The organism is Flavobacterium sp. SH_e, assembly GCF_025717045.1.
Lineage (GTDB): Bacteria > Bacteroidota > Bacteroidia > Flavobacteriales > Flavobacteriaceae > Flavobacterium.
Genome location: NZ_JAOVZN010000003.1, coordinates 407,495 through 423,218, shown reverse-complemented (window position 1 = coordinate 423,218; position 15,724 = coordinate 407,495). Strand labels below are relative to the sequence as shown.

Below are 15,724 nucleotides of genomic sequence, written 5' to 3'. Positions count from 1 at the left end.
AACTGATTTACAATTTTAAAATCGGAAGTGTAATGGTGCTGTCAGAATACCATTTTATTTTTAGAGGCTCTTTAGCATCAGCAATAGTTTCGTCGCTCACATTTTTACCAGTACCGTAATTAATTTCCCAGTTTGGATTTTTATTAGCTCCTAATACGATTACAATTGAACTTCCTTTTTCTAATTCTTTCGAAATAATAAAGGTTTGTTCAATATCTATTGTTTCTATTTTATTTGGAATAAGTAATTGTCTTTTGGTTCGATCTTTTGCAAAACTGGCTCTTTGTAAATTGTTGGTTAAAGCAAAATATTGACCTTTTGCTGTTTTTTCATAAAGCTGTATTTCGACATCTATGTCTTTTTTGTTGGTGCTTATTTTTAAAGATGTTTTCAATGAACCACTGATTATGGTCGAATTTTCAAGAGGATCACTTTCAAAAACCAATAAATGTTTTTCTGGTTTTAAAATCGAATCAATAACTTTAGGAAAACCGTTTACGTAGTCGTCATTATAGATATTAATTTCAGATCGATCTGTAAGATCAACTGTTTGGTTAATAGAAACAGCTTTTTTTGGAGCTGTTTTTTGTAAAGTATATTTTGAATTGCTGTTATTTAGATAAAAAGTTAAGTTTTCATTGTGCATTTTGTCTAAAGAAGCAACGCTTTTCCATTCATTTTTCCCCATAATTTCAAAGTTTACTTTATCTTTTAAAATTTCAGGACGTTTTGCACCTTTCAAAATATGATCAAACCATTGAAAAATAATAGCATTAATTGGAATATTAGCCGCTTCATCGATAGTATAACCGCCTAATTCTTTTCGTGGAGTTCCCTGCGAACCGCCATGGTCATAAGGCCCGATTATTAGATAATAATTATCGCTTTTATTGTATTTTTGATACTGATTGTAGTAGTACATTGCTCCAAGCTGATCATCATCATAATAGCCTGTTGTGCTTAAAATTGGAATATTAATATTAGCAAATGCTTCTTTTTGAGGCGTCATATTCTGCCAGTAGCTATCGTAAGCAGGATGCTCTAGCCATCTTTGAAATAGAGGAGAAGAATTGCCTTCAATTTTGTCTAAAGAACGAAAACTCGCTCCCGTTTTGTAATATTGAGTAAAAACTTCATCCCATTTTTTGCTATTTAAAAAGCTGTTGAGATCTGTTAATTTAGTATTGGCAACCAGATGAATCCATTTTAAAGCATAACTCATAAAAATACCGTTTTGCATAGGAAAATCAATTCCGGCTCCTACCGAAACTAGAGGTACAATTGTTTTTAAAGCAGGATGTACTTTTTTTACAGCGCTCCATTGGCTAAAGCCCAAATAACTGCCGCCGTATAATCCAATTTTACCATTGCACCACGCCTGTTTGCTAACCCAGTCTAGAATATGATAGGCATCGTCGCCATCGTGTTCGTAAGGTTCTATTGGATCATTGCTTAAACGTTTGCCTCGTGTATTGGCAACAAAACCCACATAACCCATATTCGCAATTTCTTTACAGTCGCTGACTTCGTTTCCTGCATAGATATTATATTTCATTACAACGGGCTGTGGCTCGGTTACATTTTTAAGTTTGACCATAGTGGCAGAAATTGTACTTCCGTTTGGCAATGTAATAATGATATCACGATCTATTATGTAAGTATTAGCTTCTATCTCTGCAATTATTTTAGTAGCCAGAGAAAATGTTTTGCTTATAATAGAATAGCGAGCATATTGTCTGCATAATTGCGCGGCATTTTCTACACTAATGCTATCACTATTTTGAACAGCTTTAAGTTGCTCTTCATAATCGTTTTTAATGTCGGCCAGTTTTAATTCATAATACCCTTCGGCCCAGCTTTTTCCTTCTGTATTTAATGTATTGTATAACTTGTAGAATTCAGATTTGTAGATTTTTTCGAAATCAGATTTTGTTTTAGGTTCTTTTAAAGCTGTTTTTCCATAAGTTTTATAAATAAATCCTAAAGGTCTGTTGGCAATACTGTCTCCTAAAATTTCCTGAGAATAGGTTTCAAAGGTCTGACGCATTCCTTTAAAATCTCCTGCAACAGATTGTATTCGCGCATAATTATCTAAGTAAGAAGCCCTGCTTGGGTTTTTATAAAGAGGCAGTATTTTTTTGGCAAGAAGAGGCATGTTCTTGCTTAGAGTCAGACTGTCTTTGTAATTGCTTTTTTCGAAATAGATTTTTTGTGAAGTTCCTATTTGAAAGGAAAAACAAATTAATAATAGAGCAATGCTTTTTTTCATCTTAAGAAACTTACTTTTTGAGGTGTTGGTTTAAATTTGTGTTCTCAAAAGTAGCATAAATTTCTTATAGTCGACAATCGATTTTTAAAGATAAATATGTAATAGCTAAATTTTTCCTTTTAAATGTAATCGATGCAAAATCTCAGATTTTAACAATCCGCTTCCGCCTCCAAAATGTTCAATGACTTCTACGTCTGGCTGATGTTTTAAGCAGAAAGAAGTGAATTCTTTCTCCACATGATCTTCAATTGCAGAACTTAAAAGCACAATGTCGATTTTATTGTTTTGAAAGTATTCTTGAGCTTCTTTTTCGTTATTAAAAGCAACTCCGTTCCAGTTTTCATCTGCATTAACAAGACGAAGTAAAATTGTCAATATCGCTTCGTTTTTTCCAAGTAATAAGAATTGTAAAGTTTTCATTTTTTTAAGGTTCTAAAATACTAAGGTACTAAGTTTCTGAGCTTTTCATTATCTAATTGACAAATTCTTTCTTTATCTAATTAACATTGGTTACAAATGTAGATAGGATTTAGAAAATCAAGACTTAATCTAGGACAAGAAATGTAGTTTTTTCGCTTCTTCTAAAGAAAGTTTAAAAAAAAATGAGAATTTTCTTTTGCGAAAGTTTTGTTAAATAAAAAAATGAAATATTCTGCTGTACAATTAATTAGCTCTTTGGAGATGAGTTTGGTTCCATTATTTTTTATTTAATGAGGAAAACCGTAATGTATTCTCTTTTAAGCTTTATACTTTTGGGCTGTAGAAATCTTGAAACTATTGGCATTTTTACCTTTTTAAATGTCATGTAATGTTTCTAGAGCTGTTTTTGGAGAAACATTTTTACAACGAATTTGACATATTCATTTGATCGTGGGTACTTGTATAAGAGTTTGCATTATACATTAATGTCTAATTTTTTTTTGGGTTTTAAGATTAGGTCGACGGACATAATTTTAAAACCCTTTTTTTATATAAAAAATGAAAGACCAACGAGCCAGAATTGAATTACATCGGTATTGATTTTAAACTTTTGAGGTGAGAATCCATAATAGTTTTTAAATGCCGCCGAAAAATGCGAAACATCTTTATAACCACATTTATACGCAGCTTCAGTTACTGTTGCTTTTTTATTTTGAAACAATTCTTTGGCATGCTCCATTCTTAGTTTGATGATATAACTTTTAACGGTTGTGCCAAAACAAGTTTTAAATCCTTTTTTTAATTTGAATTCGTTTAGCGAAATAAGTCTGGAAAGTTCAGGTAGAGTAGGTGTGTTTCTATAATCGTTGTCTAATATTTTTTTTGCTTCTAATAATTTGTTGTAATCTTCTTCGTCAATTTTATCTGTTGCTAAAGGTTTAATAATTAAGCTTTCAAGTTGATGAATTAAAAGTTCTTTTATTTTACTTTCAATATAAATTCTTTTTAAAACACCTTGTCTTGAACAGTTTTTTATTTCGTGTGTTACCCATTGGATAGCTGGTGTAAAAGGAAGATATTTTGTAGTTAAATAACTAGATTGCTTTTGAAGTATTTTTTTTGAAAACTTTTCATGAAGTTGCCAGTCTTCATTGATAATATTATAATAAAATTCTTTGGAAAGAATGATAGAAAGATAGTTTGTAGGAGTAGAAGCAGGAATTTTAAATGAACCTTTGAAATCACTGGTATAAAAAATGTTATGAGTGTTTTCTTTGGAGTATTTTTCGCCTTCTAATTGATCAATTTGGGTTTCTACATTACTACTGTAAATAAAATTCATTACTACAGATTCTTCATTAATTTCAAAGTTAACGGTTTTAGGAGTTGAGAAATACATTTCAGTATCCAAAAGAACTAATCCTTCAGTTATCAAATGGTGACTTATAATTTTCTCTGAATCTCCATTTTGTATATTGATGTTTTCTTCGGTTAAAATGCTCTTTGGGTAATATTTGTCTCCAATTTGAATTTTAATTATAGGCATTTCTGGCGTTAAAAGAGTGGCTTTGATTTTCAAAATTTAATCCGTTTTTACAAAATAATAATCCGTTTTTCCCTATCTTTTTTTAAGACGTTGATGGTACTTTTGCAGCAAAGTTATTTATAATTAGTCTAATTAAAGATATGTCAACTCAAAAAATTTTATTTGCCTGTTTGTCTTTTTTATTTACGTTCTTATCGTTTTCCCAGCAAAATCAGGGCTTTTTGGTGTCTGGAAAAGTTGTTGAAAATTCTGGAGAGACAATTCCGTTTGCAACGGTTATTATTGAAAAAACGGATTTGAGTGTGATTTCAGATGAAAATGGGAATTATATTTTCAAAAATGTAGCTCCAGGAAAATATGTTCTAAAAGTTTCCGCAGTTGGGTTTGCAGTTCAGAAAAAACAGATCGAAGTTTCAGCAAGTAATTTAGATGTTTCGATTAAAATGGAAAATGAATTGCAAGAGTTAGAAAGTGTAACTGTACTAGGAAGATCTCAAACAGAAAAAGTAAATAAACAAGCTTACAGTGTAACTGCAATAGATGCTAGAAAGCTTCACAATTCAACTTTAGATTTATCTCATGCATTAGATCGCGTTTCGGGAGTTCGAAACCGTGAAGCAGGCGGAGTAGGTTCAAGATCAGAACTTTCGATCAATGGATTCTCAGGAAATCAAATTAAAGTATTTATTGATGGCGTTCCGATGGATAATTTTGGTTCTTCTTTTCAAATAAATAATATTCCAATCAATTTAGCTGATCGCGTGGAAGTTTACAAAGGTGTTGTGCCAATTTGGTTGGGTGGAGATGCTTTAGGCGGAGCAATCAATATTGTAACAAACAGTAAACCTAGAACTTTTATTGATGCTTCTTATTCGTTCGGATCTTTTAATACGCATCGTTCAAGTATTAATGCTGGATATACTGCAAAAAGCGGTTTTACAACAGAAATTAATGCTTTTCAAAACTATTCAGATAATAATTATTGGGTAAATGTCGATGTCGCAGATTTAAATACTGGAGCATATTTCCCTAACCAAAGAGTGAGACGTTTTCACGATAAATATCGTAATGAAACCGTGATTTTCAATATTGGTGTAACAGGAAAAAAATACGCTGATAAGTTAATGATCGGATTTACTGGTGGTGAAAACAAAGCCGATATTCAAACGGGAGCCAGAATGGTAAGCGTTTTTGGTCAGATTTACAGAAAAGGAAGTATTGTAATGCCTACTTTGAAATATCAGGTTAGAGATTTATTTACAAAAGGTCTGAATGTAAATGTTACTGGAAATTACAATTTTGGTTACGAACAGAATATAGATACTGTTTTTAGAAGATACAATTGGTTTGGCGACTATAAAGAATATGATGGTGACGGAGGAGAAAGAAGCCGAACTCTGCGCAAGTTTTACAATAATAATGGAGTAGCGACGGCCAATGCTACTTACACACTTAATGACAGACATTCGTTTATGGTCAATAATACGTTTAACACGTTTGATCGTAAAGAAAGTGACGAATTAGTTCCAGAATCTTTGGTGTATAAACAGCCTAAGAAAACGCAAAAGAATGTTTTAGGATTGGGTTATAAATTAGATTACAATGAAAAATGGAGTACTTCTGTTTTTCTAAAAGATTATTCATTAAAAACTACTTATTCAAGAAGCTATAATCCGTCGGGAGCTACAGGAGATATAGCTTATCAAAAATATGTAGATCATACTTCTACAACTGGATATGGCGCAGCTACGAGTTATTATTTAAGGCATAATCTTCAAATTAAGGCTTCTTATGAAAAGACGTATAGGCTCCCAACTCCAGAGGAAATCTTTGGTAATGTCAATGACAATTTAGAAGGAAACCTTTCTTTAAAACCTGAAACAAGTAACAACTACAATTTAGGAGCAAGTTATCAGACAAGTTTTAATGAAAAAAATGCCTTGTCATTTGATGTGAATCTTTTGCATAGAAATGCCACAGACTTTATTCGTGCAACATTAAACAATAATCAAACCATGACCACAAATGTGAATCAGGGAAAAGTTACCAATTATGGTATTGATGGTGAGGTAAGATATTCTTATGGGAATCGTTTTACGGCTGGTTTCAACGCAACATATCAGAACATTAGAAACAAAACAATGTACGAGCCAAATCAAAATTATGTATCTCCTTTTTATAATGACAGAATTCCAAACATGCCTTATCTCTTTGGTAATGCAGATGCTACAATGTTCTTTAATAATGTTTGGAAAAAAGGTAACAATTTGTCTGTAGGCTATAATCTGCTATATGTTCACACTTATTATCTGTCATGGCCAAGTATGGGAAGCAAGGACAGTAAATTAGAAATTCCGCAGCAGTTCAGCCACGATTTAAATGCGGTTTATACAATGGCAAACGGAAAATACAATATCGCTTTAGAATGTAAAAATCTTTTAGATAATAAGCTTTACGATAATTTTTCATTGCAAAAACCAAGCAGAGCTTTTTACATCAAGTTTAGATATTATTTCAGTAAATCAAACAATTAATTTTTAATACAAATACATAATACAATGAAAAAAAGTACAACATTAGCTTTATTATCAGCTGTTTTAGCTTTTACAGCTTTTTCTTGCAGCAGTGATTCTGATAAATCAGGAGAAGAAACTGGCGGAGGAACTGATACAGGGAAAACGAAATATATTATTACTGCAACAACTGGAGCAGCAGGAATTGCAGATTATTTATTGACTGCAGACGATGTTTCAACAGGAACAATCACAACTACAGGAAACGGATTGGAGCAAGACGGAACGTATCGTTACTATATTACAGCACAAAATAATTTCTTCAGTTTGCTTTACGGACAAGGAAATCCGGGAGCTGTAACAACTTATAATTTAAATTCAGAAGGAAAATTAGTTAAGAAATCTGATTTTCAAGCAGAAACTGTACACGTTTTTGCGGCTGTAAATACTGATATTTTGACAATTAAAGTTCCAAGAAGCGGTGCTTCAATTGCTTCAATGTATAAAATTGATGCTGTAAATTCACTTATTACTGGTGAAGCTCAACAAGATACTAAAGTATTAGCAGGGAATGGAGAAAGAGCTTTCTTTACTTGGGCAACTCAAGTTGGAGAAAAAGTATATATGCCTTATATGAGTATTAAAGGAGATGGAGTAGATAACTTTGGAACTGCAAATCCAGATAGTACCTGGGTTGCGGTTTACAACTACCCAGAATTGAAATTAGAAAAAGTAATCAAAGATAACAGAACAAGTTATTTAGGAGCTTATTTCACAAACGGATTATTTCAGGATGAAAATGGAGATGCTTACGGTTTCTCAGGTGCAATCGCTACAAGCAATTCTGTAATGACTTCTACCAAACCTTCTGCTGTTGTTAAAATTAAAAAAGGAACTACAGAATTTGATCAATCTTACTTCTTTAACGTTCAAGAAAAATCTGGCGGATATAAAATTTCTTCTACAACTTATATTTCAAAAGGTAAATTCTTATTGTTAATGTACGGAAATGTTGGAAAAAATAGCGGAACTGTAAAAATGGCAATTGCAGATGTTTACAACCAAACATTTACTTGGGTAACAAATGCACCAGAAACATTAACTTCTGTAACTAGCCGTTACAACATTACTTCTGAAGACGGAAGTTCTGCAATTGTAGGTATCAATACTCCTGATGGAAACTGGATTTACTCAATCAACGGTACAACTGCTGTTGCAACAAAAGGTATGAAAGTTGAAGGCGGACAAATTACTGCAATTCAAAAATTGAAATACTAATATTTTTTTACTGTAAGTCCTTATTTTATGAGGGCTTACAGTTTTTTCATTTATCCTATTTATCTATCCAATTATGTTTTCTTCTTCAAAACCGAATAATAAGAAAAAAAGTAAAAAGTCGCTTTTTAAGCGTATTATGGCCTGGCTGCATTTGTGGCTCGGTTTGGCATCTGGAATCATTGTAGTAATTGTCAGTCTTACAGGCTGTATTTATGTTTTTGAAAATGAAATTAAAGATTTTATTGAAGACTGGCGTTTTGTAAAACCTCAGAATGAAGCATTTTTACTGCCTTCGCAATTGGTCTCGATTGCTGATAAAAAAATGAAAGACAAAAAAGCTACAAGTGTCACTTTTGGCGCAAAAGATGAAGCAGCTATTGTTGGTTATTTTGTGGAGAAAAAAGAAGAAGGTGAAAAAGGAGGGCGCGGAGAGAAAAGAGGAGAAAGAAAAAAAGATTTTGCTAAAAACGAAAACGCAAAAGGAAAACTTGCTGAAAAAGGCAAAGGAAAAGGAAAGGGAGAAAAACCGAAAGGAGGCAGAAGATCTGGAACTTTTATTAGTGTTTATATGAATCCTTATACAGGAGAAATATTAAATATAAAAACTTTTTCAAGAGGTGAATCACCCGATTTTTTCCGATGGATATTAAACGGACATCGCGCATTATGGCTTCCTTATGATATTGGAAGGCCAATTGTTGGAGTTGCAGTTTTAATTTTTGTGGTACTATTAATTTCGGGTATCGTTTTATGGTGGCCAACAAAATGGATTAAATCTATTATTGATAAAAGTTTTAAAATTAAATGGGATGCGAGCTTTAAACGTGTCAATTATGATATGCATAATGTGCTTGGTTTTTACAGTTGTATATTTCTGTTTTTCATAGCCGTGACAGGTTTAGTATGGAGTTTTGGATGGTGGAGTAAATCGTTGTATTGGGTCACATCTGGAGGAAAACCATTGGTTGAAAATCGCGAATCTCCAAAATCTGATACAACTCATGTGAAGGAATTCAATATCACAACTGCCGATAAAGTTTTATTGAATTTAAGAAAAGAAAATCCGCAAGCGGCTGGAATTTTAATCAGTATTCCAGCGAAACCTGCAGATCCAATTGGTGCTTTTGTATATAAGCAAAAACACACTTTTTATAATATGGATCGATATAGTTTTGATCAGCAGAGTTTGAAAGAAATCTCAATTAAAACACCTTTTTCGGGAAAGTATACTGAGGCCAATATTCCAGATAAAATCCGACGTATGAATTATGATATTCATGTAGGAAGCGTTCTTGGATTAACAGGGAAATTTATTGCATTTTTTGCCAGTTTAATTTCGGCGAGCTTACCAATTACAGGTTTTATTATTTGGTGGGGAAAACAGAAATTTGGTAAAAAGAAACCGACTGCTCAGCCAAAAGTTGCAAGCAAAGCAATTCCTGTTCCTAAATTGAAAAATACAGCAGAACAAGAAGTTACTGCTTAAAGATATTGAAAAGGTTTTTTCATCCCTTGTTTTTTTTTTTTTTTTGATCAAAAGGCAAAACTTGTAAAAGTTTTGCCTTTTTTTATTTTAGTTATAACCGTTTGCTTTAAGCCATTCTTCGCAGTCTCTAGTCCAGAATTTATTTGTGTCGCTAATTCCTAAGCCAAATCCGTGACCGCCTTTTTCGTAGATATGCATTTCTGCAGAAACGCCATTCTTCTTTAAGGCTAAATAGTAATTGATGCTATTCTCTGGAATTACAACAGTGTCATCTGTAGCATGAATTAAGAAAGTTGGAGGTGTTTTCGAAGTAACTTTCTTTTCGTTTGAAAACGAATCTATTAACTCTTTTGAAGGATTGTTTCCAAGTAAATTGATTTGCGAGCCTTTGTGTGTTATTTCATTTTCCATCGAAATTACAGGATAAATTAGTAGCGAAAAGTCTGGACGAGCACTTACTTTAAAAGCTGATTCATAAACTTTGTCATCGTAATGTGTTGAAGCTGTAGACGCTAAATGTCCTCCAGCTGAAAAACCTAAAATTCCAATTTTATTAGGATCAATATTCCATTTTGCTGCATTTTGTCTTACATAGCGAATGGCTTCTTGCGCATCTTGCAACGGACCAACATTTTTATTTTTCATCGTTAAATCAGTTGGCATGCGGTATTTCAATACAAAAGCTGCAATTCCTAAGCTATTGAACCATTCAGCTACTTTGGTTCCTTCTTTATCAAAAGCCAAATGCGTGTAGCCGCCTCCAGGGCAAATTACAACAGCAGTTTGATTAGTTTTTGTTTCTTTCGGAATAAAAATGCTTAAAGTAGGTACAGAAACCTGACTCGTACTTTGCATTTTTCCATCTTTCAGTTCTGGTTTTTCTTTATAATCAGTAGCTTTTATTTCATCAGGAATTTTATTCCACAACGGAATTACCTGATTTTGCGCGTTAATGCTAAATATTCCCGAAAACAGAAAAAAACTTAATGTAATTTTTCTTAAAGATTGTGTTGTTGTATTTTTCAATTTAATTATAATTATTTGGTTTACAATTGTTTATTTTATTTTGGTTCTAAAAATAAGAGAACTAAAATTGTTTAATAAAAATAGGTAAAATAAGCGCGAAAAGTATCAAGTTTTGGACAATTTTATACCATAAAAAGGATGATTTTTGTCTATTGGCTTTTAACAAATATATTGTTTAATGTGTAATTTTGTATTATTTTTTTTGCTTAATATGTTTATTTAGCCACTTTAAATAATTTTATATATAATTTATTTGGATTATACAGATTAAAAACTATATTTGTGCAATCGATTACATTATTTCTTTCGTAGAATGTTAATTTGTTGGTTTTAATATTTTTAGAAAGATGTAAATAGAACTATCTCACGCTTACCAAAAATTACAAAACTATAATTTCAACTTACTATGAATCAAACCGAAACCGTTGCAGTAAATCAGAGTGTTAAGACAACCGGTAAATACCGTTGGAGTATTTGCGCATTATTATTTTTTGCAACTACGATCAATTATCTGGACAGACAAGTGCTTTCTTTAACTTGGAGTGATTTTATTGCGCCAGAATTTCACTGGACAAACAATGACTACGGAAATATCACTGCTTTGTTTTCTATTTTTTATGCAGTTTCCTTATTGTTTGCTGGAAGATTTGTGGATTGGTTGGATACTAAAAAAGGATTTCTTTGGGCAATCGGAATATGGTCTGTGGGAGCTTGTCTTCACGCTTTTTGCGGAATTGCTACTTCAGGAATTATTACAGGAGAATGGTTTGTAGGGTTTCATGGTTCAAAAGAAATAATCAGTACAATAAGTGATACAGCTTTGGTAATCAATGTAAGTGTGGCGCTATTTATTTTTGCTCGTTTCGTTTTAGCAGTTGGAGAAGCAGGAAACTTCCCTGCGGCTATTAAAACTACAGCAGAATATTTTCCTAAAAAAGACAGAGCATTTGCAACAAGTATCTTTAACGCAGGTGCAACAGTTGGAGCTTTAGCGGCGCCAATTACAATTCCGTTTATTGCAAAATCTTTTGGTTGGGAAATGTCTTTTATCATTATCGGAGCTTTAGGTTTTGTTTGGATGGGATTTTGGATGTTTATGTACGATAAGCCAGAAAGACATTCTAAAGTTACAGCAGAAGAATTGGCTTATATTCAACAAGATGATATTGAGGATAGTAAAATTGGTTTCAAACCTGAAGCTAAAGGAAAAGTTTCTTTAGCAGATTGTTTTAAATACAAACAGACATGGGCGTTTGCGTTTGGTAAATTCATGACAGACGGAGTTTGGTGGTTCTTTTTATTCTGGACTCCAGCTTATTTAAGTTCTGTTTACGGAATGGATTCTACAGAAGCTGCTTTTCCATTATTTGTACTTTATTTAATTACATTATTATCAATCATTGGAGGATGGCTTCCAACGTATTTCGTTGAGAAAAAAGGAATGAATCCTTATGAAGGAAGAATGAGAGCGATGTTGATTTTTGCATTTTTCCCATTATTAGCTTTAATCGCACAGCCACTTGGTTACATTAGTTACTGGGTTCCAGTAATTATTATTGGAATTGCAGGGGCAGCGCACCAATCTTGGTCGGCAAATATTTTCACAACGGTTGGAGATATGTTTCCTAAGAAAGCAATTGCAACAATTACAGGAATCGGCGGTTTAGCAGGTGGAATTGGATCTACAGTAATCAATAAAGGTTCAGGAGTTTTGTTTGATTATGCTAAAGAAACAGAAATGGTTTTTATGGGATTTAAAGGAATAGAAGCGGGTTATTTTATTATCTTTTCAATTTGTGCAATTTGTTACTTAACTGGTTGGATTGTAATGAAATCACTGGTTCCTAAATATGCTCCAATCACTGATCTATAAAGAAAAATTAGGATAATTGAAATAATTTTTCGTTTTCAATTATGCTATTTAAATATAAAAATATAATTTTGTGCAATCGATTACATTAATTTAAAATTATGACAAAATATAGTTCAAGATACGCGTCAAGCCCAGAAGCAGTTAAAAAATATGATACGCAGCAATTGAGAGAAGAATTCTTAATTGATGACTTAATGCAAGAGGACGAAGTTGTATTGGTTTATTCACACTACGACAGATACATTGCTGGTTCTGCAGTTCCTGTAAAAGGCGATTTAGCTTTAGAAACAATCGATCCTTTAAAAGCACCTTACTTTTTAGAGCGTAGAGAGTTGGGAATCATCAATGTTGGAGGAAGCGGTTCTGTTGTAGTAGAAGGAACAACTTATGAGTTAGGTTTTAAAGATGCTTTGTATATCGGAGCTGGAAATAAAGAGGTGGTTTTTAAAAGTGACGACAAAAACAATCCTGCTAAATTCTATTTGAACTCTGCACCGGCACATACCACTTATCCAACTAAGAAAGTAAGTTTAGCTGAAGCTAATAAATTACAATTGGGAACGATGGAAACAGCAAATCACCGTACCGTAAACCAAATGATTATTGGAAACGTGGTGACAACTTGCCAATTGCAAATGGGAATGACAGAATTAAAACCGGGAAGTGTTTGGAATACGATGCCTGCACACGTTCACGATCGTAGAATGGAAGTTTATTTCTATTTAGATATTCCACAAGATCAAGCAGTTTGCCACTTTATGGGACAACCGCAAGAAACAAGACATATTTGGATGAACAATCATCAGGCAGTAATTTCTCCGCCTTGGTCTATTCACTCAGGTTCAGGAACTAGCAATTATACTTTTATCTGGGGTATGGCTGGTGAAAACTTAGATTATGGAGATATGGATGTTTGTAAAATCACTGATTTAAGATAAGTTGACAAATTTATTTGATATAAAAGGAAAAGTTGCCCTTATCACTGGAAGTACGCACGGACTGGGAATGGCAATGGCAAAAGGATTAGGTCAGGCAGGTGCAACAATCGTTGTAAACGGAAATTCATCTCAAGAAAAAATTGATAATGCTGTAGCAGAACTAAAAAGTGAAGGCATTAATGCAGTTGGTTACAAATTTAATGTAACAGAAGAGCAGGAAGTAAAAACTGCTGTTGCGAAAATTGAAAGCGAAGTTGGATCAATTGATATCTTAATCAATAATGCTGGAATTATCAAAAGAATTCCGCTTCTCGATATGGAAGTTTCAGATTTCAGAGAAGTAGTCGATATTGATCTTGTAAGTCCGTTTATCGTTTCCAAGCATGTTGCCAAAGGAATGATCGAAAGACGTCAAGGAAAAATCATCAACATTTGCTCAATGATGAGTGAGTTGGGAAGAAATACAGTTTCTGCTTACGCTGCTGCAAAAGGAGGCTTGAAAATGCTGACTAAAAACATGGCAACAGAATGGGCAAAATACAATGTTCAGATTAACGGAATCGGTCCTGGATATTTTGCAACAGAACAAACCAAACCAATTAGAGTTGATGGACATCCGTTTAATGATTTCATCATCAGCAGAACTCCTGCAGCAAAATGGGGTGATCCAAGCGATTTGGCTGGAGCGGCGATATTTTTATCATCAAAAGCGAGTGATTTTGTAAACGGTCACATTTTATATGTAGATGGTGGAATCCTAGCTACAATAGGAAAACCTTCAAACGAAGAATAATTCTCAAATTATATTTTAAAAGACATGAGCCAGACATTCATAAACGATAATTTTTTATTAGAAAATAAATATGCTGAGGAGTTATATCACAATTACTCAAAAAATCAGCCCATTATAGATTACCATAACCATTTAAATCCACAGTTTATTGCTGAAGATAAAATCTTTGACAATATTACTCAAGTTTGGATTAATGGAGATCATTACAAATGGCGTGCAATGCGTACTTTGGGAATCAACGAGCAGTTTGTAACAGGAAATGGTTCAGATAAAGATAAATTCTTAAACTGGGGAAAAACAGTTCCGTACACAATGCGTAATCCTTTGTACCACTGGACTCACTTAGAATTGGCTCGTTATTTTGATATTTATGATTTATTGAATGAGAAATCTGCCGAGAAAATTTATATCGAAACTTCGGAGAAAATCAATTCTCAAGCGTACAGCACGCAAAACCTTCTTAAAAAAGTAAACGCTGAATTAGTTTGTACGACAGAAGATCCAATTGATTCGTTAGAATTTCACCAAAAATTCGCGAATAATTCGACTGGAATTAAAATGAGTACGGCTTTCAGACCTGATAAAGCCATCTTAATTGCTAATGATGGTTATAATGCATATCTGGACACATTAGGGGATGTGTCCGGAGTTGCAATTAACACTTACGCTGATTTGCAGTCTGCTTTAAGAAAAAGAATCGAATTTTTTAATGCGAACGGATGTAAATTAAGTGATCATGGATTGAATCAAATTGATTTTGAGAGCTTTACAGAAAGTGAAATCAATGCGATTTTCAAAAAGAAAAGAGAAAATGGAACGTTGTCTCAAGAAGAGATTTTAAAATTCCATAGTGCCATTTTAGTTTTCTTATCAGAAACATATCATGAATTTGGATGGGTACAGCAATTTCACTTAGGTGCATTGCGTAACAACAATGCTCGTATGCATAGAATCTTAGGTCCAGATACAGGATGGGATTCTATTGGAGATTATCCTCAAGCACAAAAATTGTCTGCTTTCTTAAATGCTTTAGACAGTAAAGATAAATTGACTAAAACAATCATTTACAACTTAAATCCTGCTGATAACGAAGTGATGGCAACGATGATTGGAAATTTCAACGACGGAAGCGTTCGCGGAAAAGTACAATTTGGATCTGGATGGTGGTTCTTAGATCAGAAAGATGGAATGACAAAACAATTGAATGCGCTTTCAAATATGGGGCTAATCAGTTGTTTTGTTGGAATGTTGACAGATTCTAGAAGTTTCTTATCATTCCCAAGGCACGAATATTTCAGACGTATTTTATGTAATCTTTTGGGAGATGAAATTAAAAGAGGAGAGCTTCCAAATGATATGGAATGGATTGGAAAATTAGTTTCTGATATTTCATACAACAACGCAAAAGAATATTTCAAATTCTAATTTTTTAACCATTAAGATATTAAGAAAATTAAGTTTTTGATTTAATAAATAGTTACTTAAATAATAAAGATAATTAAGCGAGTAGGCTTAATAAACTTAACCTTTAATAGCAAAGAGAACATAAAGTAAAGTTTAATTCTCTTAATGCCTTAATGGT

11 protein-coding genes are annotated in these 15,724 nt (G+C 33.0%); 7 read left to right on the top strand and 4 right to left on the bottom strand.

Going from position 1 to position 15,724, the window contains the following annotated elements; all coding sequences use genetic code 11:
- Nucleotides 1–7: 7 nt before the first annotated feature.
- From OD917_RS06640 to OD917_RS06630, 3 genes are all read right to left on the bottom strand, one after another.
- On the bottom strand, nt 8–2,269 hold the full coding sequence (locus tag OD917_RS06640) for a CocE/NonD family hydrolase (protein ID WP_263522771.1): 2,262 nt from the start codon (nt 2,267–2,269) through the stop codon (nt 8–10).
- A 105-nt stretch (nt 2,270–2,374) separates the two neighbouring features.
- A complete protein-coding gene (locus OD917_RS06635) occupies nt 2,375–2,689 on the bottom strand; it encodes a hypothetical protein (protein ID WP_263522770.1) in 315 nt (104 codons plus the stop codon).
- A gap of 547 nt (nt 2,690–3,236) precedes the next feature.
- Nucleotides 3,237–4,268, bottom strand: a complete 1,032-nt coding sequence (locus OD917_RS06630; RefSeq protein WP_263522769.1) for a helix-turn-helix domain-containing protein — start codon at nt 4,266–4,268, stop codon at nt 3,237–3,239.
- 107 nt (nt 4,269–4,375) lie between these two features.
- On the opposite strand from OD917_RS06630, the gene OD917_RS06625 reads away from it, so the two are divergent.
- The 3 genes from OD917_RS06625 to OD917_RS06615 all read left to right on the top strand — a co-directional run bounded on the left by OD917_RS06625 (nt 4,376) and on the right by OD917_RS06615 (nt 9,512).
- Entirely contained in the window at nt 4,376–6,769 is a 2,394-nt protein-coding gene (locus tag OD917_RS06625; RefSeq protein ID WP_263522768.1) for a TonB-dependent receptor, read from the top strand.
- Nucleotides 6,770–6,793: 24 nt separating this feature from the next.
- A complete protein-coding gene (locus OD917_RS06620) occupies nt 6,794–8,026 on the top strand; it encodes a DUF4374 domain-containing protein (RefSeq protein WP_263522767.1) in 1,233 nt (410 codons plus the stop codon).
- A gap of 73 nt (nt 8,027–8,099) precedes the next feature.
- Entirely contained in the window at nt 8,100–9,512 is a 1,413-nt protein-coding gene (locus tag OD917_RS06615) for a PepSY-associated TM helix domain-containing protein (RefSeq protein ID WP_263522766.1), read from the top strand.
- A gap of 87 nt (nt 9,513–9,599) precedes the next feature.
- Here OD917_RS06615 and OD917_RS06610 read toward each other — a convergent pair whose 3' ends face one another.
- Nucleotides 9,600–10,538, bottom strand: a complete 939-nt coding sequence (locus OD917_RS06610; RefSeq protein WP_263522765.1) for an alpha/beta hydrolase — start codon at nt 10,536–10,538, stop codon at nt 9,600–9,602.
- A 406-nt stretch (nt 10,539–10,944) separates the two neighbouring features.
- On the opposite strand from OD917_RS06610, the gene OD917_RS06605 reads away from it, so the two are divergent.
- The 4 genes from OD917_RS06605 to uxaC all read left to right on the top strand — a co-directional run bounded on the left by OD917_RS06605 (nt 10,945) and on the right by uxaC (nt 15,567).
- Nucleotides 10,945–12,411 (top strand): MFS transporter, encoded by a 1,467-nt coding sequence (locus OD917_RS06605; protein WP_263522764.1) that lies wholly within the window; start codon nt 10,945–10,947, stop codon nt 12,409–12,411.
- A 98-nt stretch (nt 12,412–12,509) separates the two neighbouring features.
- A complete protein-coding gene (gene kduI / locus OD917_RS06600; RefSeq protein WP_263522763.1) occupies nt 12,510–13,349 on the top strand; it encodes a 5-dehydro-4-deoxy-D-glucuronate isomerase in 840 nt (279 codons plus the stop codon).
- Nucleotide 13,350: 1 nt separating this feature from the next.
- A complete protein-coding gene (locus OD917_RS06595) occupies nt 13,351–14,142 on the top strand; it encodes a gluconate 5-dehydrogenase (RefSeq protein WP_263522762.1) in 792 nt (263 codons plus the stop codon).
- Nucleotides 14,143–14,166: 24 nt separating this feature from the next.
- Nucleotides 14,167–15,567 carry a glucuronate isomerase gene (gene uxaC, locus OD917_RS06590; protein ID WP_263522761.1) on the top strand — a complete coding sequence of 467 codons (1,401 nt, stop codon included), beginning with the start codon at nt 14,167–14,169 and terminating at the stop codon, nt 15,565–15,567.
- Nucleotides 15,568–15,724 lie beyond the last annotated feature (157 nt).

What these genes read in the sequence shown, in the direction of transcription:
- OD917_RS06615 (WP_263522766.1), top strand. Translation starts at nt 8,100, where the DNA reads ATGTTTTCTTCTTCAAAACCGAATAATAAGAAAAAAAGTAAAAAGTCG.
- OD917_RS06605 (WP_263522764.1), top strand. Translation starts at nt 10,945, where the DNA reads ATGAATCAAACCGAAACCGTTGCAGTAAATCAGAGTGTTAAGACAACC.
- OD917_RS06640 (WP_263522771.1), bottom strand. Translation starts at nt 2,269, where the DNA reads ATGAAAAAAAGCATTGCTCTATTATTAATTTGTTTTTCCTTTCAAATA.
- OD917_RS06620 (WP_263522767.1), top strand. Translation starts at nt 6,794, where the DNA reads ATGAAAAAAAGTACAACATTAGCTTTATTATCAGCTGTTTTAGCTTTT.
- uxaC (WP_263522761.1), top strand. Translation starts at nt 14,167, where the DNA reads ATGAGCCAGACATTCATAAACGATAATTTTTTATTAGAAAATAAATAT.
- kduI (WP_263522763.1), top strand. Translation starts at nt 12,510, where the DNA reads ATGACAAAATATAGTTCAAGATACGCGTCAAGCCCAGAAGCAGTTAAA.
- OD917_RS06635 (WP_263522770.1), bottom strand. Translation starts at nt 2,689, where the DNA reads ATGAAAACTTTACAATTCTTATTACTTGGAAAAAACGAAGCGATATTG.
- OD917_RS06625 (WP_263522768.1), top strand. Translation starts at nt 4,376, where the DNA reads ATGTCAACTCAAAAAATTTTATTTGCCTGTTTGTCTTTTTTATTTACG.